The 19,659-nt window shown below is 68.7% G+C and carries 18 protein-coding genes; 14 read left to right on the top strand and 4 right to left on the bottom strand.

Features of this window, described 5'->3' with window-relative positions:
* The first annotated feature begins 4 nt into the window (after window positions 1-4).
* The 3 genes from trpS to FJV46_RS01540 all read left to right on the top strand — a co-directional run bounded on the left by trpS (window position 5) and on the right by FJV46_RS01540 (window position 2,729).
* On the top strand, window positions 5-1,081 hold the full coding sequence (gene trpS, locus FJV46_RS01550) for a tryptophan--tRNA ligase (RefSeq protein ID WP_087031172.1): 1,077 nt from the start codon (window positions 5-7) through the stop codon (window positions 1,079-1,081).
* A gap of 75 nt (window positions 1,082-1,156) precedes the next feature.
* Window positions 1,157-1,684 carry a 2'-5' RNA ligase family protein gene (locus FJV46_RS01545; RefSeq protein ID WP_306298300.1) on the top strand — a complete coding sequence of 176 codons (528 nt, stop codon included), beginning with the start codon at window positions 1,157-1,159 and terminating at the stop codon, window positions 1,682-1,684.
* A complete protein-coding gene (locus FJV46_RS01540; RefSeq protein ID WP_087031166.1) occupies window positions 1,644-2,729 on the top strand; it encodes a YihY/virulence factor BrkB family protein in 1,086 nt (361 codons plus the stop codon). Before FJV46_RS01545 ends, FJV46_RS01540 begins: the two co-directional genes overlap by 41 nt.
* Window positions 2,730-2,829: 100 nt before the next feature.
* Here FJV46_RS01540 and FJV46_RS01535 read toward each other — a convergent pair whose 3' ends face one another.
* The 4 genes from FJV46_RS01535 to sdhC form a co-directional block, all read right to left on the bottom strand.
* Window positions 2,830-3,618, bottom strand: a complete 789-nt coding sequence (locus FJV46_RS01535; protein ID WP_087031163.1) for a succinate dehydrogenase iron-sulfur subunit — start codon at window positions 3,616-3,618, stop codon at window positions 2,830-2,832.
* A complete protein-coding gene (gene sdhA / locus FJV46_RS01530; RefSeq protein WP_087031161.1) occupies window positions 3,618-5,396 on the bottom strand; it encodes a succinate dehydrogenase flavoprotein subunit in 1,779 nt (592 codons plus the stop codon). The genes FJV46_RS01535 and sdhA overlap by 1 nt, the downstream gene beginning before the upstream one ends.
* Before the next feature lie 86 nt (window positions 5,397-5,482).
* On the bottom strand, window positions 5,483-5,950 hold the full coding sequence (locus FJV46_RS01525; protein ID WP_087031158.1) for a succinate dehydrogenase hydrophobic membrane anchor subunit: 468 nt from the start codon (window positions 5,948-5,950) through the stop codon (window positions 5,483-5,485).
* A gap of 5 nt (window positions 5,951-5,955) precedes the next feature.
* Window positions 5,956-6,351 carry a succinate dehydrogenase, cytochrome b556 subunit gene (sdhC, locus tag FJV46_RS01520; protein ID WP_232008593.1) on the bottom strand — a complete coding sequence of 132 codons (396 nt, stop codon included), beginning with the start codon at window positions 6,349-6,351 and terminating at the stop codon, window positions 5,956-5,958.
* Window positions 6,352-6,601: 250 nt separating this feature from the next.
* Between sdhC and FJV46_RS01515 the strand changes: the two genes are divergently transcribed.
* The 11 genes from FJV46_RS01515 to FJV46_RS01465 all read left to right on the top strand — a co-directional run bounded on the left by FJV46_RS01515 (window position 6,602) and on the right by FJV46_RS01465 (window position 19,610).
* On the top strand, window positions 6,602-7,741 hold the full coding sequence (locus FJV46_RS01515) for a mannose-1-phosphate guanylyltransferase (RefSeq protein WP_087031152.1): 1,140 nt from the start codon (window positions 6,602-6,604) through the stop codon (window positions 7,739-7,741).
* A gap of 99 nt (window positions 7,742-7,840) precedes the next feature.
* On the top strand, window positions 7,841-9,046 hold the full coding sequence (locus FJV46_RS01510) for an amidohydrolase (protein WP_087031149.1): 1,206 nt from the start codon (window positions 7,841-7,843) through the stop codon (window positions 9,044-9,046).
* A 268-nt stretch (window positions 9,047-9,314) separates the two neighbouring features.
* Window positions 9,315-10,430 (top strand): BMP family lipoprotein, encoded by a 1,116-nt coding sequence (locus FJV46_RS01505; RefSeq protein ID WP_087031146.1) that lies wholly within the window; start codon window positions 9,315-9,317, stop codon window positions 10,428-10,430.
* Between the two features lie 171 nt (window positions 10,431-10,601).
* A complete protein-coding gene (locus FJV46_RS01500) occupies window positions 10,602-12,146 on the top strand; it encodes an ABC transporter ATP-binding protein (RefSeq protein ID WP_087031142.1) in 1,545 nt (514 codons plus the stop codon).
* Window positions 12,143-13,540: an ABC transporter permease gene (locus FJV46_RS01495; RefSeq protein ID WP_370684704.1), complete on the top strand. Its 1,398-nt coding sequence runs from the start codon at window positions 12,143-12,145 to the stop codon at window positions 13,538-13,540. The genes FJV46_RS01500 and FJV46_RS01495 overlap by 4 nt, the downstream gene beginning before the upstream one ends.
* Window positions 13,537-14,826, top strand: coding sequence for an ABC transporter permease (locus FJV46_RS01490; protein WP_087031138.1), 1,290 nt, complete (start codon window positions 13,537-13,539; stop codon window positions 14,824-14,826). Before FJV46_RS01495 ends, FJV46_RS01490 begins: the two co-directional genes overlap by 4 nt.
* Before the next feature lie 9 nt (window positions 14,827-14,835).
* On the top strand, window positions 14,836-15,234 hold the full coding sequence (locus FJV46_RS01485) for a cytidine deaminase (RefSeq protein ID WP_087031135.1): 399 nt from the start codon (window positions 14,836-14,838) through the stop codon (window positions 15,232-15,234).
* Window positions 15,235-15,321: 87 nt separating this feature from the next.
* Complete coding sequence (locus FJV46_RS01480; protein WP_087031132.1) at window positions 15,322-16,608, top strand: thymidine phosphorylase; 1,287 nt, start codon at window positions 15,322-15,324, stop codon at window positions 16,606-16,608.
* A 318-nt stretch (window positions 16,609-16,926) separates the two neighbouring features.
* Window positions 16,927-17,601, top strand: coding sequence for a DedA family protein (locus FJV46_RS01475; protein WP_087031931.1), 675 nt, complete (start codon window positions 16,927-16,929; stop codon window positions 17,599-17,601).
* A gap of 24 nt (window positions 17,602-17,625) precedes the next feature.
* Complete coding sequence (locus FJV46_RS01470) at window positions 17,626-18,783, top strand: adenosine deaminase (RefSeq protein WP_087031128.1); 1,158 nt, start codon at window positions 17,626-17,628, stop codon at window positions 18,781-18,783.
* Window positions 18,784-18,794: 11 nt separating this feature from the next.
* Window positions 18,795-19,610, top strand: a complete 816-nt coding sequence (locus FJV46_RS01465) for a MazG nucleotide pyrophosphohydrolase domain-containing protein (protein ID WP_087031125.1) — start codon at window positions 18,795-18,797, stop codon at window positions 19,608-19,610.
* Window positions 19,611-19,659 lie beyond the last annotated feature (49 nt).

The raw sequence follows: 19,659 nt of genomic DNA, 5'->3' as shown, positions 1-19,659 counted from the left end.
CATCATGACCACCCCGACCAGTTCACCGGCCACTTCAGCGACCGGCTCCGCGACAGCTCCCACGACCGGGCGGCGGCAGCGCATCCTCTCGGGGATGCAGCCGTCCGCGGGGTCGCTCCACCTCGGGAACTACCTCGGGGCGCTCGTGCACTGGGTGCGCCTGCAGGAGACCTACGACGCCGTCTTCTTCATCCCGGACCTGCACGCGATCACCGTTCCGCAGGATCCCGCCGAACTGGCCCAGCGCACCCGGACCACGGCCGCCCAGTACATCGCCGGGGGAGTCGATCCGGAGCGGGCCACGCTCTTCGTGCAGTCCCACGTCCCCGAACACGCGCAACTGGCCTGGGTGCTGAACTGCCTGACCGGTTTCGGCGAGGCATCGCGCATGACGCAGTTCAAGGACAAGTCCTCCAAGCAGGGATCGGACTCCGCCAGCGTGGGCCTGTTCACCTATCCCATCCTCCAGGCCGCGGACATCCTCCTCTACCAGCCGGACGGCGTTCCGGTCGGGGAGGACCAGCGCCAGCACGTGGAGCTCAGCCGCGACCTGGCGCAGCGCTTCAACTCGCGGTTCGGTGAGACCTTCGTCGTGCCGAAGCCCTTCATCCAGAAGGACAGCGCGAAGATCTACGACCTCCAGAACCCGACAGCCAAGATGTCGAAGTCGGCGTCGTCCGCGGCGGGGCTCGTCAACCTCCTGGACGATCCCAAGGTCTCGGCGAAACGCATCAGATCGGCGGTCACCGACGACGGGTCGGAGATCAGGTTCGACCGCGCGGCCAAGCCCGGCATCTCCAACCTGCTCGCCATCTTCTCCTCCCTGACCGGCAGGACCGTCGAGGACCTCGAAGCCGCGTACGAGGGGCGGATGTACGGCCACCTGAAGGTCGATCTCGCAGCGGCGGTGGCCGACACCCTCGGTCCCGTGCGGGTCCGCGCCGAGGAACTGCTGTCCGACCCGGCAGAACTCGACCGGCTGCTGGCCCTCGGCGCTGCCAAGGCACGGGATCTGGCAGCTCCCACGCTGGCTGCTGTCTACGAGCGTGTCGGTTTCCTGCCGGTGGCCGGAGCCCGCTGAACCATGTGCTCCTCCTCGCTCCACTCCAGTCCGACGGCGGCAGTCCCGTCGCCGAGCGGACCGGGAGGGAGCTGCGTGGGCATCACCATTCCGATCCCCGATCCGCTCGCGGGACTGCTCGAGGCGTGGCGGGCGTCGTTCGGCGACCCGATGGCTGCCGTGGTCCCGCCGCACATCACACTGATCACGACGACGCCGGCGTCCGACTGGGACGCCACCATCGCCCATGTGCGGACCGTCGCGGGTGGGCAACGACCCTTCACGGTGCGGTTGTTCGGCACGGGGTCCTTCCGCCCCGTCTCACCCGTGGTGTTCCTCCGGATCGTCGACGGCTTCGACGAGTGCGTGGAGCTCCATTCCCGACTCCAGACAGGACCGCTCGACCGCGACCTCGACTTCCCCTTCCACCCGCACGTCACAGTGGCCCATGATGTGTCCGAGGCCGGCATGGATGCTGCCATCGACGAACTGCGGTCCTTCGAGGCCTCGTTCGACGTACGCTCGATGGGACTGTACGAGCATGTCCCATCGGGCCTCTGGAAGCTGAGGGAGGAGCTGCACTTTGGCGAGGACACTGACGGCTCCGAAGCCGCCCGAGATTGACCGGCCGTCCCCGGCGAGTCTTCCGGACCTGCGCCGCAAGGCCATCGACGCCCAGGTCCGCACTGGGCGCCTGACACGCTCGGGGGTCGGCGGGATCGAGCTGCTGTTCGCCCGGACCGACCTGGTGCTGTCCCGTCTCAATCTCCTGCGACCCGTGCGGGTCCTCCAGCTCTACGTCCAGCGGCGCGGGCCGCTCATGGCGGCGGGCCTGGCGTACCGGCTGTTCTTCGCGATCGCGGCCCTGCTGGTCGTGGGCTTCGCGACACTCGGCATCGTGATCGCCGGGAACGACGTGCTACGGGACATCGCGATCGATGCTCTCGACCGGTCCGTCCCGGGCCTGATCAAGATCCCGGGGGAGCAGGAGGGCCTGCTCACCGCGACCGCGCTCTTCTCCGCGACGAGCGGCCTGGGGTGGGCGATCGTGGTGTCCGCGGCCGTCATGGTGGTGACATCCCTCGGCTGGATCGGCGGGATGCGACAGGCGATGCGGGGAATCTTCGCGCTCCGACCGGTCGCGGTCCATCCGGTCCTGCTCCGGATGCGGGATCTCGGGACGCTCCTGGTGCTCGGGGTCATCATGCTGGTCACCACGGCGCTCGGCGTGGTCGCGAACAACACGCTGGGAGCCGTGCTGTCCTTCCTGGATCTCGAGGGCGTGAGTCAGGTGCTGACGCAGGGGGCCGGATTCCTGCTGATGATCATCCTGGACACCCTCGTGGCCGTGGTGCTGCTCCGCTCGGCCTCGGAGATCGACATGCCGCGGTCCATCCTGCTGCAGGGCGCCATGATCGCGGGTCTTGGAAGCACGCTGCTGCGGACCTTCTCGACCCAGATCCTCGGCAGCTTCAGCAATCCACTGCTGCTCTCGTTCGCCGTGATCCTCGCCCTGTTCATCTGGTTCTTCCTCCTCAGCCAGGTGTATCTCGTCGCGACGGCATGGTGTGCCGTGGCCTCGGCCGACGAGGAGGTGGCTCAGCAGCGGCGGCACCGGGCCAAGGCGGGAACGCTGAGGCAGCGGAGCCGCCGGGGGACCCAGACCTGATCCCGACCCCGACATGACGAAGGGCGGCTCGTCGTGGAACGGGCCGCCCTTCGTCGTATCAGGGTCTGCGTGCTGCAGGACCCAGCCGGGGTGGTGGAGCTCAGACCTTGCGGGTCAGGATGGCCTGCTTGACCTCGGAGATGGCCTTGGTCACCTGGATGCCGCGCGGGCAGGCCTCGGAGCAGTTGAAGGTGGTCCGGCAGCGCCAGACGCCCTCCTTGTCGTTGAGGATCTCCAGGCGCATGTCGCCCGCATCATCACGCGAGTCGAAGATGAAGCGGTGCGCGTTCACGATCGCAGCAGGGCCGAAGTACTGGCCGTCGGTCCAGAACACGGGGCAGGACGACGTGCATGCGGCACACAGGATGCACTTGGTGGTGTCGTCGTACCGTTCGCGCTCCTCGGAGGACTGCAGGCGCTCCTTGGTGGGCTCGTGACCCTTGCTGATCAGGAACGGCATGATCTCCCGGTAGGACTGGAAGAACGGCTCCATGTCCACGATCAGGTCCTTCTCCACCGGCAGGCCCTTGATCGGTTCCACGAGGATGGGCTTGGATGTGTCGAGATCCTTGAGCAGGGTCTTGCAGGCCAGGCGGTTGCGACCGTTGATGCGCATGGCATCCGATCCGCAGACGCCGTGCGCGCAGGAGCGGCGGAACGAGACGGTGCCGTCGTGCTCCCACTTCACCTTGTGCAGTGCATCCAGCACACGGTCCGTGCCGTACATGGTCAGCTGCCACTCGTCCCAGTGGGCGTCGTCGGACACCTCGGGGTTGTAGCGGCGGACCTTCAGGGTGATGTCGAAGGTGGGGATCTCTCCGCCGCCACCGACACCGGGTGCGAGCTCGACCTTGGAGGCCGGCTCCTTCTCCATCGTTTCAGTGCTCATCAGTACTTACGCTCCATGGGCTGGTATCGGGTGAAGATTACCGGTTTGGTCTCAAGGCGCACGCCGCTCGTCCGAACAGCGCTGGGATCCTTGTAGGCCATGGAATGGGTCATGAAATTCTCGTCGTCACGCTCGGGGAAGTCCTCCCGGAAGTGTCCGCCGCGCGACTCCTTCCGGTGCAGGGCCGCCGCCGTCATGACCTTCGCCATGTCGAGCAGGAAGCCGAGCTCCACCGCCTCGAGCAGGTCCAGGTTGAAGCGTTTGCCCTTGTCCTGCACCGTGATCCGGGTGTACCGCTCCTCGAGCGAGTCGATGACGCTCAGCGCCTCGAGGAGGGTCTCCTCCGTCCGGAACACCTGGACGTTGGCGTCCATGATGTCCTGGAGCTCCTTGCGGATCAGTGCGACCCGCTCGCCGCCCTCCGAGCTCCGCGCGCGGTCGAGCAGTTCCTCGGTCTCCGCGGTGGGGTTCTCGGGGATCTCCACGAAATCGGCCGTCAGGGCGTATTCGGCGGCGGCGATGCCTGCCCGCTTGCCGAACACGTTGATGTCGAGGAGCGAGTTCGTGCCGAGCCGGTTGGACCCGTGGACCGATACGCAGGCCACCTCACCGGCGGCGTACAGGCCGGGTACCACGGTGTCGTTGTCCGCGAGGACCTCCGCCTTGATGTTGGTCGGGATGCCGCCCATCGCGTAGTGCGCCGTGGGGAACACGGGGACCGGCTCGGTGTAGGGCTCCACACCGAGATACGTGCGGGCGAACTCCGTGATGTCGGGAAGCTTCGCGTCGATGTGCGCGGGCTCGAGGTGCGTGAGGTCGAGCAGGACGTAGTCCTTGTTCGGCCCGGCTCCGCGTCCCTCACGGACCTCGTTGGCCATCGAGCGCGCCACGATGTCGCGCGGTGCCAGGTCCTTGATGGTCGGTGCGTAACGCTCCATGAAGCGCTCGCCCTCCGAGTTGCGCAGGATCGCGCCCTCGCCACGGGCCGCTTCGGAGAGGAGGATACCGAGGCCGGCCAGGCCGGTCGGATGGAACTGGAAGAACTCCATGTCCTCGAGGGGGATGCCGCGACGGAACGCGATGCCCATGCCGTCACCGGTGAGGGTGTGCGCGTTCGAGGTGGTCTTGTAGACCTTGCCGACACCGCCCGAGGCGAACACGATCGACTTGGCCTGGAAGATGTGGAGTTCGCCCGAGGCGAGGTCGTACGAGACCACGCCGGCAGCGCGCTTCTCGATCCGCGTCTCGCCGTCGACCGTGACTTCCTGGTCGACCATGAGCAGGTCGAGCACGTAGTACTCGTTGTAGAACTCGACGTTGTGCTTCACGCAGTTCTGGTACAGGGTCTGCAGGATCATGTGACCCGTGCGGTCGGCGGCGTAGCAGGAGCGGCGGACCGGTGCCTTACCGTGGTCACGCGTGTGTCCGCCGAAGCGCCGCTGATCGATCCGGCCCTCGGGCGTCCGGTTGAACGGCAGGCCCATCTTCTCCAGGTCCAGCACGGCCTCGATGGCTTCCTTCGCCATGACCTCGGCCGCGTCCTGGTCCACGAGGTAGTCGCCGCCCTTGACGGTGTCGAAGGTGTGCCACTCCCAGTTGTCCTCTTCGACGTTGGCGAGGGCCGCGCACATCCCGCCCTGCGCCGCGCCCGTGTGGGAACGGGTGGGGTAGAGCTTCGTCAGGACGGCGGTGCGGGCCCGCTGCCCCGACTCGATGGCTGCGCGCATTCCCGCGCCACCCGCGCCGACGATGACGACGTCGTACTTGTGGACCTGCATGCTGGTCGCTCTTTCTGTTGAAACCGGTGGGGGTGCACGGTGGGCCCGGAGCCACTCCATGCGGTCGTGCCGCGCTGCGGCAGGTGTTACGGGGCGGGGCAGTAGTCCGCGACGTGGGCGACGCCGTTGACGACGGGGCAGGGATCGAAGGTGAAGATCACGAGGGTGCCGAGCACGACGATCACGACGGTCGAGGTGTACAGGACACCCTTGAGCCACATGCGGGTGCTGTTCTTCTCGGCGTAGTCGTTGATGATCACCCGGATGCCGTTCGTCCCGTGCAGCATCGCGAGCCACAGCATCGTCAGGTCCCAGATCTGCCAGACGGGACTGGCCCACTTACCGGCCACGAAGCCGAAGTCGATGCCACTGATGCCGTCACCGGCCACCAGGTTCACATACAGGTGGACGAAGATCAGGACCACGAGGATGGCGCCGGAGATGCGCATGAAGAGCCATGCGATCATCTCGAAGTTGCCGCGGGAGCCCTGGGTGCGTGAGTAGCCCGGCGCCACACGGCCGGAACGGGGGCTTTCAATGGTTGGGGTAGCCATGGGTACTAACCTCCGAAGACGTGCGAGAGATGGCGGATCGAGAAGGCGATCATGACGACCGCCCAGAGGCCTACGACGCTCCAGAGCATCTGGCGGTGGTACTTGGGGCCCTTCTTCCAGAAGTCCACCAGGATGACGCGGATGCCGTTGAAGGCGTGGAAGACGATCGCTGCCACGAGGCCCAGCTCTCCCAGGCCCATGATGGGGTTCTTGTAGGAGGCGATCACCGCGTCATAGGCTTCCGGCGAGACGCGCACGAGCGACGTGTCCAGCACGTGGACCAGGAGGAAGAAGAAGATCACCACTCCGGTGATGCGGTGTGCCACCCAGGACCATTGGCCTTCCCGGCCGCGGTAAAGGGTGCCCGCTGGTGTCAGCGACTTAGTCAGTGTCTTCGGCATTGAAATTACCTCCCTGCATCGCATGGGCGTTAGCGCGATATACGCAGGGATTACGCCGGTGCGACAGCACTCTTCTGATAAGAATAATCTAGGCCGGTGACACTTCCGGTTCAATTTAGGGGCCCCTCACCTGTGACCTTGTTAACACCCCTGTTAACCCCTCTGTCACGCCTCCGCTGACACCCGCGTCGGCCCAGGTGCGGGTGCGACGGTTCCGGGCGGCCACCGTGCGTCGGTTACCGTGGAACGGATGAGTACCGAGAGGGCGGCAGCCCACACCCCTGACGCCGTGCTGGAGCGCTTCTACGGCGTGATTCCCGCGGGAGGCACCGGCACGCGCCTCTGGCCGCTGTCCCGTGCAGCAGCTCCGAAGTTCCTGCACGACCTCACCGGTTCCGGCAGCACGCTGATCCGCGCCACCTACGACCGCCTCCGACCGCTCTGCGGCGGGCGCACCATGGTGGTGACCGGGATCGTGCACCGCCGCGCGGTGCTGGAGCAGCTCCCCGAGATCGAGGACCTCGATCTGGTCCTGGAATCGGAGCCGAAGGACTCCGGCGCCGCGATCGGGCTCGCGGCCGCCATCCTGCACCAGCGCGACCCGCGCATCATCATGGGCTCCTTCGCCGCCGACCAGGTGATCTCCCCGGTCGAGGTGTTCCAGGACGCCGTGCGCGAAGCCATCCACACGGCGGCGCAGGGGTACATCGTCACCATCGGGATCGAGCCCACGCACCCCTCCACGGGGTTCGGGTACATCCGGGCGGGTGAGCCCCTCGCCATCGAGGGTGCACCCAGCGCGCACGCCGTCATCGAGTTCGTCGAGAAGCCCTCACAGGAGGTCGCGGACGGCTACATGGAGAGCGGCAACTACTCGTGGAACGCCGGCATGTTCGTGGCGCCGGTCGACCTCATGCTCAAGCATCTCTCCGCGAACGAGCCCGAGCTCTACGCGGGGCTCATGGAGATCGCCGAGGCGTGGGACACCCCGCAGCGCGTCGAGGTGGCACGCCGCGTCTGGCCGACCCTTCCCAAGATCGCCATCGACTATGCAGTGGCGGAGCCGGCCGCCGCAGCCGGTGACGTCGCCATGATCCCCGGCGCCTTCAGCTGGGACGACGTCGGGGACTTCGCGGCGATCGGCCGCCTCAACCCCGCCGAGGAGAACAGCGAACTGACGGTGATGGGCGAGGGCGCCCGCGTCTTCTCCGAGAACGCCTCCGGCATCGTGGTCTCGGACACCAAGCGCGTCATCGCGCTCATCGGCATCGACGACGTCGTCATCGTCGACACGCCCGACGCGCTCCTCGTGACCACCAAGGAGCACGCGCAGGAGGTCAAGAAGGCCGTCGAGCGCCTCCGGGCCAGCGGCGACACCGACGTCCTCTGACCGTCGGCGGCAACCGGGCCGCGCGATCGGGGACCGGTGCGTGACGCGGCCGACGCCGGTCATGCGGGTCCGGGCGGCGGGGATCGGTAGGGTGAGGGAGTGGAAAAGTCCAGCCTCCAGAGCCCTCCTGCCTCCCGGGTAGCGGCGTCCCTCACCCCGCTGCTCCCGGAACTGACCTCGATCCGCCGTGACATCCACCGCCACCCCGAGCTCTCCTACAAGGAACAGCGCACCACCGACCTGATCGTGGCGAGGCTCGAGCAGGCGGGGCTCCGTCCGCAGCGGCTCGAGGGAACCGGGGCGTTCGTGGACATCGGCAGCGGGCCGCTCCGGCTCGGGCTCCGGGCCGACATCGACGCCCTGCCCATCATGGAGGAGACCGGGCTGGACTTCCGCTCGGCCTCGCCCGGCGTCACGCACGCCTGCGGGCACGACATCCACACGACGGTGATGCTCGGCGTCGCACTCGTGCTCGCTGATCTCCATGCCACCACACCGTTGCCCGGCACCGTCCGCATCATCTTCCAGCCCGCCGAGGAGATGATGCCCGGTGGGGCCCTCGACGTGATCGCCCAGGGCGTGCTGGTCGGGCTGCCGCGCATCCTCGCGCTGCACTGCGACCCCAGGATCGACGTCGGACTCGTGGGAACGCGCATCGGCGCCATCACCTCGGCATCGGACACCATCCGGGTGGAGCTGAGCGGGCGGGGCGGCCACACCTCACGCCCCCACCTCACCGAGGACCTGGTCTTCGCCCTGGCCACCATCGCGGTGAACGTCCCGGCCGTCCTGTCCCGCCGTATCGACGTGCGCAGCGCCGTCTCCGTCGTCTGGGGGCAGATCCACGCGGGCTCCGCTCCGAACGCCATCCCCGCTCACGGCTTCATGTCCGGCACCCTGCGCTGTCTCGACGGCGAGGCCTGGGAATCCGCGGGGGAGATGCTCGACCGCGCCGTCCGCGAGGTCGCTGCTCCCTTCGGTGTCGACGTCAAGCTCGAGCACATCCGTGGCGTTCCCCCCGTGGTCAACCAGGAGGCGGAAACGGGTCTGCTGGAGGCTGCCGCGCGCGCGGAGCTCGGTGCGGGCGCCGTCGTCCTGACCCCGCAGTCGATGGGTGGGGAGGATTTCGCGTGGATGACGCAGGAGGTTCCGGGAGCCATGATGCGCCTCGGGACGCGCACCCCGCAGGGTGAGACGTTCGACCTGCACCGGGGGGACTACGCGCCCGACGAGCGCGCCATCGGCTACGGCATCCGTGTGATGACAGCTGCGGCCCTCCAGGCGGTGCTCGGCGGCCAACGCTGAGCGGGCAACGCGCCCCTCCGGGGTTGCGGGCCCCTCCCCTCTGCCTGCTCAGCACCCTGCGCATAACGAATGCCGAACGATCGGGCACGGCGGACCGGTCGAATAGTGTTCCGCATCACTTGGCCCTTAGGATGTTCGCATACGTGCTGCACCGACGGTGTCGCGGCGCCACGGTCTTCAGTGAAAACAGAGCCTCGGATCAATCGTGACCCGTGATGGACACTCACTGGTATTCGTCCCCGTGGCGCATTTCTTTCCTGGAGGCATTTTGAAGAACTCACTGCGCAAGCTTTCGCGCGGAACCGGCCTGTCCGCCGCCGTCCTCGGCGTCTCGGCCCTCGTCCTCTCCGGCTGCGGTGCGCCGCCCGCCGAGGAGGCACCCGCAGCAGGCGGCGCCAGCGCCGCCGCGGCCACCGACTACCTGGGCTGCATCGTCTCCGACTCCGGTGGATTCGACGACCGCTCGTTCAACCAGTCCAGCTACGAGGGACTGAAGCAGGCCGAGACGGACCTCGGGATCGAGACCAACCAGGCCGAGTCACAGGCGGAGACCGACTTCGGCCCGAACGTCGACAGCATGGTCCAGGGCGGCTGCAACCTGATCGTGACGGTCGGCTTCCTGCTCGCCGACACCACCAAGGAGTCCGCGGAGGCCAACCCCGAGACGAACTTCGCGATCGTCGACGACAACTCGATCGACCTGCCCAACGTGAAGCCCATCATCTACGACACGGCCCAGGCCGCGTTCCTCGCGGGCTACGCGGCCGCGGCGACGACCGAGACCGGGAAGGTCGCCACCTACGGCGGCATCAACATCCCGACGGTCACCATCTTCATGGACGGCTTCGCCGAGGGTGTCGCCTACTTCAACGAGGAGACGGGCGGCGACGTCGAGCTCCTCGGCTGGGACAAGGAGAGCCAGAACGGCACCTTCGTCGGCAACTTCGAGGATCAGGCCGCAGGCAAGACCAACACCCAGAACTTCATCAACGAGGGTGCCGACATCATCATGCCGGTCGCCGGTCCGGTCGGTTCGGGCACGCTCGACGCCGTCGTCGAGGCCAACGAGGGTGGCAAGGACGTCAAGGCCATCTGGGTCGACTCGGACGGCTACGAGACCGCGGGCAAGGCCGAGGAGTTCATCCTCACCTCCGTCATGAAGCTCATGGGCGACGCCGTCGAGGACGTCATCAGCACGGACGTCGAGGGCAACTTCGACAACACGCCGTACGTCGGCACCCTGGAGAACGGCGGCGTCGCGCTGGCGCCGTTCCACGACCAGGAGGCCAACGTCCCCGCCGATCTGCAGACCACGCTCGACGAGCTGAAGGAACAGATCATCTCGGGCGAGATCTCGGTCGATTCGGCCGCCAGCCCCCAGTAGCAGGAACGTTCCACCGAACCGCCTTCCTCCCGCGGAACCACGCCGGGGGGAAGGCGGTTTGCGTTTGCCCCGGCTGCGTGCCCCGAAGCCGCAGCCGGTATCCTTTCCGTGCATTCCCCGGAGGTCCCTCCGGGAGAGCACCAGAACAGAACAGAACAGGCTGGTTGGGTTGTGAAACTCGAACTGATCGGCATCACGAAGCGCTTCGGATCGCTCGTGGCCAACGATTCCATCGATCTCGTCGTGGAGCCGGGCCAGGTCCACAGCCTGCTCGGTGAGAACGGTGCAGGGAAGTCCACGCTGATGAACGTCCTCTACGGTCTCTACGACCCGTCGGAGGGCGAGATCCTCGTCAATGACAAGCCGGTGACCTTCAAGGGCCCCGGCGACGCGATGGCCTCGGGCATCGGCATGGTGCACCAGCACTTCATGCTCGTCCCGGTGTTCACCGTCGCCGAGAACGTGGCCCTCGGCAACGAAGCCACGAAGGCCGGCGGCATGCTGGACCTCCAGGAGACGCGCACGCGGATCCGCCAGATCTCCGACCAGTACGGGTTCGACGTCGATCCCGACGCCGTGGTCGAGGACCTCCCGGTGGGCGTGCAGCAGCGGGTCGAGATCATCAAGGCCCTGGTACGCGACGCCGAGGTGCTCATCCTCGATGAGCCCACGGCCGTGCTGACGCCCAAGGAGACCGATGAACTGCTCGGCATCATGGCGCAGCTCAAGGCGGACGGGAAGTCGATCGTCTTCATCTCGCACAAGCTGCGCGAGGTCAAGGCGGTCTCCGACGTCATCACCGTGATCCGCCGCGGCAAGGTGGTCGGGACCGCCGATCCCGACGCGCCGACCACCGAACTCGCCTCGCTCATGGTCGGGCGGTCGGTCAGCCTGACCCTCGACAAGCAGCCCGCGACGCCCGGGGCGGTGACGTTCTCGGTGCGCGACCTGACGGTCCAGGCCGCCAACGGACAGCGCGTGGTGGACGGACTCAGCTTCGATGTCGCGGAAGGCGAGATCCTCGCCATCGCCGGCGTCCAGGGCAACGGCCAGACCGAGCTGACCGAGGCGATCATGGGCCTCCAGGACCACGTCACCGGGTCGATCTCGCTCGGTGGGGACGAACTCGTGGGACGCCGCGTCAAGGACGTCATCCGGGCGGGCGTGGGCTTCGTACCCGAGGACCGCAGTGTGGAGGGCCTCGTCGGCACCTTCTCGGTCGCGGAGAACCTCATCCTCAACCGCTACGACGGCGCCCCGTTCGCCAAGGGACTGTCCATGTCCCAGGCCGCGATCGCGCGGAACGCGGACGAGAAGATCGCGGAGTACGACGTGCGGACGCAGTCCGCGTCGGCTCCCGCGGGCACCCTGTCGGGCGGCAACCAGCAGAAGGTCGTCATGGCCCGCGAGTTCTCGCGGCCACTCAAACTGTTCATCGCCTCCCAGCCCACCCGCGGTGTGGACGTCGGCTCCATCGAGTTCCTGCACCGCCGCATCGTGGCGGAGCGTGACAGCGGCACCCCGGTGATCATCGTCTCCACCGAACTCGACGAGGTCCTCGAACTCGCCGACCGGATCGCCGTGCTCTACCGCGGCCGCCTGATGGGGATCGTGCCCGGCACGGTCTCCCGGGACGTCCTCGGGCTGATGATGGCAGGCATGTCCGGCGACGAAGCACTCGCCCAGGCACACGACGTTCAAGGAGGAGACCTGTGACCCCGCAGGAGGAGAAGCCGGAGATCCCGGCACACGGCAGGGGAGAGAACCTCACCCGCGGGAATGCGAAGGACGCCGCACGGCAGGACGAGGTCCGCCTCGAGAACGCGGCCGAGACGGCCGACGGCGAGCTTCCACCGCCCGCCGCCGCGGCGACGACCGCGGCCCCCGGCACCGGTCCAGCGCCCGAGGCGCCGCTCCTGCAGCGCATCATGACGGGGAACGCCCTCGTCGCGGTCCTGTCCGTCGTCCTGTCCCTGATCCTCGGCGGTCTGCTCATCGCGGTCACGGATCCCGAGGTCGCCAGGGCGTCGTCCTACTTCTTCAGTCGTCCGCAGGACACCCTCGGCGCGGCCTGGTCCGCGGCCTCCAGCGCGTACATCGCCCTGTTCCAGGGATCGGTGATCAACGTCGGGGGAGGATCGTTCACCCGCGTGATCTATCCGCTCACGCAGACGCTGACTGTCGCGACACCGCTCATCTGCGCGGGGCTGGGCGTTGCGCTGGCCTTCCGCGCCGGCCTGTTCAACATCGGCGCCCAGGGCCAGATCCTCATCGGGGCGACCTTCGCAGCCTGGGTGGGCTTCACCCTTCACCTTCCTGCAGGGCTCCACCTGCTCCTCGTGATCCTCGCCGGCATGGTGGGCGGAGCGATCTGGGCGGGCCTCGTCGGGGTCCTCAAGGCGCGCACCGGCGCGCACGAGGTCATCCTCACGATCATGTTCAACTACATCGCGACGAACCTGGTGCTCTACTTCCTCAGCACGCCGGCCTTCCAGCGGCCCGGCTCCACGAACCCGATCAGCCCGCAACTCGATGCGACGGCGATCTACCCGCCGCTGCTCGGCTCGGCCTTCCGCCTGCACTGGGGCTTCGTCGTCGCCGTCGTCGCAACCGTGTTCGTCTGGTGGCTGCTCAACCGCTCCACCGTGGGCTTCGAGCTGCGCGCCGTCGGCGCGAACCCGAGCGCCGCCCGGACCGCGGGAGTGAGCGTCAGCAAGGGCTACATCCTCGCGATGGCGATCGCCGGGGCACTCGCCGGCCTCGCCGGCGTGGCCCAGGTGTCCGGGACCGAGAAGGTGCTGACCTCCGGCGTGGCCGCGAGCTTCGGCTTCGACGCGATCACGGTGGCGCTGCTCGGCCGCTCCTCGCCCTGGGGCACCTTCGCCGCGGGCATCCTCTTCGGTGCCTTCCGTGCCGGAGGCGTGACCATGCAGGCCTCCACGGGCACCAGCATCGACATCGTCCTCGTGGTGCAGTCCCTGATCGTCCTCTTCATCGCGGCTCCTCCGCTCATCCGGGCGGTCTTCCGCCTCCCGGCACCCGGCGCCGCGCGCACAGCCAAGGCCGGTCCCACCACTCCCACGCCAGCCTCGACCGGAGCAGCAGCATGAGTACAGCCACCGAAGCACCAGCGTCCGTGAGCACGGCCGGCACCACCGGCGTGCGGAGTTGGCGGAACGCCATCATCCTCTCCGTCGTCGCCCTCTTCTCCCTGCTCGTGTTCGCGCTCGGGGCACCCGGCAACGACGTCACCTTCAGGCTCTCGGAGCAGAGCGACCGCTTCGTCCTGCCCCCGATCGTCGTGTCCGCACCGGTCATCGGGTGGGTCGCAGCGCTCGCCATGGTCGCGCTCGCCGTGCTCGCCGTCCTGCACACGCGCTCGGGCCGGAAGGTGCCCCGGTGGGTGCTGGCGGTGTTCGCCCTCCTGTTCCTCATCGCCTTCCTGACCTGGGTGGTCGGCAGCGCCCGGACTCCGAACGTCGCCCTCTACGGGCTCCTCGCGGGCTCCGTGACCCTCGCGGTGCCGCTGATCTTCGGCTCCCTCTCGGGCGTGCTGTGCGAACGCTCCGGCGTGGTCAACATCGCGATCGAGGGGCAGCTGCTGTTCGGGGCCTTCGCGGCGGCCGTGGCGGCGTCGCTCTCCGGGAGCGCGATCGTGGGGCTCGTCGCGGCGGCCGTCGCCGGGGTCCTCGTCTCGCTCGTCCTCGCGATCTTCAGCATCCGCTACGTCGTCAACCAGGTGATCGTCGGGGTCGTGCTGAACGTGCTGGTCTCCGGGCTCACGGGCTTCCTGTTCTCCGCGGTCCTCACCGAGGACTCGGAGCGCTGGAACTCGCCGCCGCGCCTGCCCGTCATCGAGATACCGCTGCTCGCGGACATCCCGGTGATCGGTCCCATCCTCTTCGCGCAGACCATCGTCGGCTATCTCATGTACGTCGCGGTGGCTGTCATCTACGTGGCGCTCTACCACTCGCGCTGGGGACTGCGCACGCGTGCCGTGGGCGAGCACCCGAAGGCGGCGGACACGCTCGGCGTCAACGTCAACCGCATGCGGTTCATGAACGTGCTGCTCGCCGGCGTCGTCGCGGGTATCGGAGGGTCCTTCTTCACGCTCGTCGCCGTGTCCGGCTTCGGCCGCGACATGACCGCGGGCCAGGGCTACATCGCGCTGGCAGCCCTCATCTTCGGGCGCTGGAACCCCATCGGAGCCTTCTTCGCCGCGCTGCTGTTCGGCTTCGCGACCAACCTCTCGAACGTCCTGAGCCTGCTCGGCACCCCGGTGCCGGACCAGTTCCTCCGCATGCTGCCGTACGTTGTCACGGTGTTCGCGGTCGCAGGTCTCGTGGGCCGTTCACGCGCGCCGGGAGCCAGCGGCATCCCGTACATCAAGGGCTAGGAGGTCCGCATGACACAGCACGACGACATCCCCTGGGACGAGCTCGCCGCCACGGCGAAGGAGGCCATGCAGAAGGCCTACGTCCCCTACTCCACGTACCCCGTGGGTGCTGCGGCCCTGCTCGACGACGGCCGGATCATCTCCGGCTGCAACGTGGAGAACGCCTCCTACGGCCTGACGCTGTGCGCCGAGTGTGCGCTCGTGAGCGCCCTCGCGATGAGCGGGGGCGGGCGGATCCGCGCCTTCAGCTGCGTGGACGGCGCCGGCACAACGCTGATGCCGTGCGGCCGGTGCCGCCAGCTGCTGTACGAGTTCCGCGCGCCGGACATGGTGCTCATGACCGTCAGCGGCATCCGCACCATGGACGAGGTCCTGCCGGACGCCTTCGGGCCGCAGCACCTCGCCTGACCCGGCAGGAGCACCGCCCGCGCGGCGCTCCTGCCCCGCACCGTACCCTTCCCCTTTTCCCTCCCGACACCCCTGCGAGGACACCTCATGACCGAAGCCTTCGACGCCGTCGACATCATCCGTACCAAGCGCGACCGCGGCACGCTCACCCCCGAGCAGATCGACTGGACCATCGACGCCTACACGCGCGGTGCCATCGCGGACGAGCAGATGTCCGCCCTGAACATGGCGATCCTGCTCAACGGCATGGACCGTGCGGAGATCTCGCGCTGGACCGCCGCGATGATCGCCTCGGGGGAGCGCATGGATTTCTCCTCGCTCGGCCGTCCGACCAGCGACAAGCACTCGACCGGTGGCGTGGGCGACAAGATCACGTTGCCCCTGGCCCCGCTCGTCGCGGTCTTCGGCGTGGCCGTCCCGCAGCTGTCGGGTCGCGGTCTCGGGCACACCGGCGGCACCCTGGACAAGCTCGAGAGCATCCCCGGCTGGCAGGCGCACCTCAGCAACGAGGACATGATGCGTCAGCTCTCCGAGGTCGGCGCGGTCATCTGCGCTGCCGGTACCGGGCTCGCACCCGCCGACAAGAAGCTCTACGCCCTGCGGGACGTCACCGGGACGGTCGAGGCCATCCCACTGATCGCGTCCTCGATCATGAGCAAGAAGATCGCCGAGGGCACCGGCTCGCTCGTCCTCGACGTGAAGGTGGGCAGCGGTGCGTTCATGAAGAGCGTGGAGCAGGCCCGCGAACTCGCCGAGACGATGGTGGCGCTCGGCAAGGATGCCGGGGTGAACACGGTGGCGCTCCTGACCGACATGAGCACGCCCCTCGGCCTCACCGCCGGCAACGCCATCGAGGTCCAGGAGTCCGTCGAGGTCCTCGCCGGCGGCGGACCGGCCGACGTCGTGGAACTCACGGTGCGCCTCGCCGAGGAGATGCTCGCCTGTGCGGGGGTGCACGACGCCGATCCCGCTGCGGCCCTGAAGGACGGCCGCGCGATGGACGTGTGGAACCGGATGATCGAGGCGCAGGGCGGCGACCCGCGGGCCGCCCTCCCGGTCGCGAAGGAGTCCGAGGTGATCCTCGCCCCGGCCGACGGCGTCCTCGTGGGACTCGACGCTCTGGCCGTCGGTGTCGCTGCATGGCGCCTCGGTGCCGGGCGCGCCCGCAAGGAGGACCAGGTGCAGGCCGGAGCGGGTGTGCGCTTCCACGCGAAGCCGGGCGCGCACGTCCGGGCGGGGGAGCCGCTCATGACCCTGCTCACCGATACCCCGGACAAGTTCGACCGCGCGCGCGAGGCGCTGGCGGACGCCGTCGTGATCGCTCCCGCGGGCTCGCGCCCGGCCCATCAGCTCATCATCGACCGCATCGCCTAGCTGCACTGCCCGGGCCGCCTCGGAGCGCGCACCCTGAGGTCCCTCTCGGGGTTCTCCCCCGGGCGGCAGGGGTCGGCGCCCCGCCGGACTCATCCTCCGGGGTGAGTCCGGCGGTCGCCGATGTCGCCCGTGCGGGCGATGTCCCGCGACGGGCGGACCGGTAGCGTCGAGGACAGACGCGTGGCATCGCCGCGGTTCACCCGGAACCCCGCAGCCCGACGTCGCGCCCCTTCCGACGTCGTGCGGCACCCGTGCCGCGCCCGGTGCGTGGGGCGTCTGGATGGAGGAGCCCGCCCCATGGACGCGATCGCGAACACACTGAGCGGTTTCAGCGATTTCGTGCTCGCCGCAGCCGAGCAGCCCTGGGTGTACCTGCTGGTGCTCGTCTGCTGCGTGGTGGACGGCTTCTTCCCGCCCGTACCCAGCGAATCCGTGGTCGTCGGCCTCGCGTCCCTCGTCATCACGCAGGGCGTGCCGAACCCGTGGCTGCTGATCCTCGTCGCGGCACTGGGTGCGTTCCTCGGGGACAACATCGCGTACGCCATCGGCCGGGGCATCGGGACCACCCGGTGGCGGTGGATGAGGCGACCCCGGATGCAGCGGTCCTTCGTCTGGGCCGGCAGGGAACTCTCTAAGCGCGCCGCCTCCCTCATCCTGGTGGCGCGGTTCATCCCGATCGGCCGGGTCGCGGTGAACCTGACGGCGGGTGCCACGGGCTACTCGCGGCGTCGGTTCATCGCGCTGACCGCCCTCTCCGGAGCGGTGTGGGCCGGCTACTCGGTCGCCATCGGCGCTGTGGCCGGTAGCTGGTTCGAGCACAACCACCTCCTCGGGGTCGCGGTGGCGATCGGCATCGCCGTCGTCATCGGGTTCGTGGTGGACCGCGTGATCGCCTTGGTCCGCGGGGCGACACCCCTGCAGTCCACCCTCGAGGACGACCTCGGGGACGCCCAGGACCAGCCCGCACCAGCCCGCGAGACGAGCCCGCCCTGAAGCGCATCGCGTAGGCTGGACAGCGTGACCCAGACCCAGAACCCCGCCAGTTCCGACGCCGCCATCGACATCCGGACCCTGCCGAAGATCTCCCTGCACGACCACCTCGACGGCGGCCTCCGCCCGTCGACGATCCTCGAGCTCGCCGCAGAGATCGGGCACGAGTTGCCCGCCCAGGACGCGGAGTCGCTCGATGCCTGGTTCCGCGAATCGGCGGATTCCGGCTCACTGGAGCGCTACCTGGAAACTTTCGACCACACCATCGCCGTGATGCAGACCCGCGACGGACTCATCAGGGTGGCGCGCGAGTTCGTGGAGGACCTGTCCCTGGATGGCGTCGTGTATGGAGAGGTGCGCTGGGCCCCCGAACAGCACACGCAGCAGGGCCTGTCCCTCGACGAGGCCGTCGAGGCGGTGCAGGAGGGCCTCGACTCAGGAGCGGCGGCGTGCATCGCCGCCGGACGCGTCATCCAGGTGGGTCAGCTCATCACCGCCATGCGGCACGCGGACCGCGGGCAGGAGATCGCCGAGCTGGCCGTCCGCCATCGTGACAAGGGCGCCGTCGGGTTCGACATCGCAGGAGCGGAGAACGGCTTCCTGCCCTCCCGGTTCGCCGACGCCTTCACCTTCCTGGCCTCCGAGCAGTTCCCCGTGACCGTCCACGCCGGCGAAGCCGCCGGCCTCGACAGCATCCAGGACGCACTCGTGTCCGGACGTGCACTGCGCATCGGCCACGGCGTGCGCATCGCGGAGGACATCGAGATCGAGGAGTCGGAGGACGAGCAGGCGGCCGATGGCGAGGAGGTCGGCGTTGCGAACCTCGGGCGCCTCGCGTCGTGGGTCCGCGACCGCGGCATCCCGCTCGAGCTGTGCCCGTCGTCTAACCTGCAGACCGGGGCCATCGAAGCCTTCGGCACCACGATCGACGCCCACCCGTTCGATCTGCTGTACCAGCTGGGATTCAAGGTCACCGTCAACACCGACAACCGCCTCATGAGCGGCGTGACCCTCACGGGCGAGTTCGAGCTCCTCGTCGACACCTTCGGCTACGACCTCGGCGACCTGCTCGAGCTCACCCTGAACGCCGTGGATGCCGCGTTCCTCCCGCTCGAGGACCGGGAGGCGCTCGCCGAGCACATCGCTGCGAGCTTCGACGCCGCCGTGCAGCAGGCCTCCGCCTGACCGACGCCGTGATGCCGTCAGCGGGACCGCCGCCGGGCGCAGCGGGCGGGACGCCCGGTGCTGCTCTCGACCGCCTGGTCGAGGTGGTGGGCCTGCTCCGACGGCACTGCCCGTGGACGGCCGCCCTCACCCACGATGCGCTCCTCCGCTATCTCGTGGAGGAGACCTACGAGCTGTACGAGGCGGTCGACGACGTCGTGCGGGCGGACGATCCTCCGCCCGCACTCCTCGAGGAGCTGCAGGGGGAACTGGGCGACGTCCTGTACCAGGTGGTGCTCCACGCCCAGCTGGCGTCCGAGAGCGGTGCCTTCGGTCTCGCTGATGTCGCCGGCGGACTGACCGCGAAGCTCGTGCGGCGCAATCCGCACGTGTTCGCTCCGGACGGCAGCGCACTGGTGGAAGCCGGTGGGCCGCCGGCGTCCCTGGACGAGATCGTGGAGACCTGGCACGCCGTCAAGCGCCGCGAGAAACCCGCGCGACGCTCACCGTTCGACGGCATCCCCCGCCATCTCCCGGCGCTCGCGCTCGCGGCCACGACGCTGCAGCGTGCAGGTGCGCCGCTGGGCGGAGCGGCGGATGGCACGGCGGCCGGCACGGAGGATGGTACGGGCGGAGACGTCCCCGCACGGCGCGACCGGGAGGCAGACGGACGCATCGGAGCGGCCCCGATGGCGGAGGCGCGGATCGGCCGGGCGCTGCTCGAGCTCACCCGACAGTCGCTTCTGGCAGGCGTCGACCCCGAGCGTGCACTGAGGCGGGCGGTCCTCGAGTTCCAGGAGCAGGATGCCGCGGGGGACGGGTCCGCCGGCACACACCGGGCCGGTTGAGCCGGCCGCACGCCGGGCTGCGTGAGTCGGGCACCGATGGGCCCGGTCG

Source organism: Arthrobacter agilis (genome assembly GCF_006494655.1).
In the GTDB taxonomy this organism is placed as follows: Bacteria; Actinomycetota; Actinomycetes; order Actinomycetales; family Micrococcaceae; genus Arthrobacter_D; species Arthrobacter_D agilis.
This window is presented reverse-complemented; position numbering and strand designations above follow the sequence as displayed.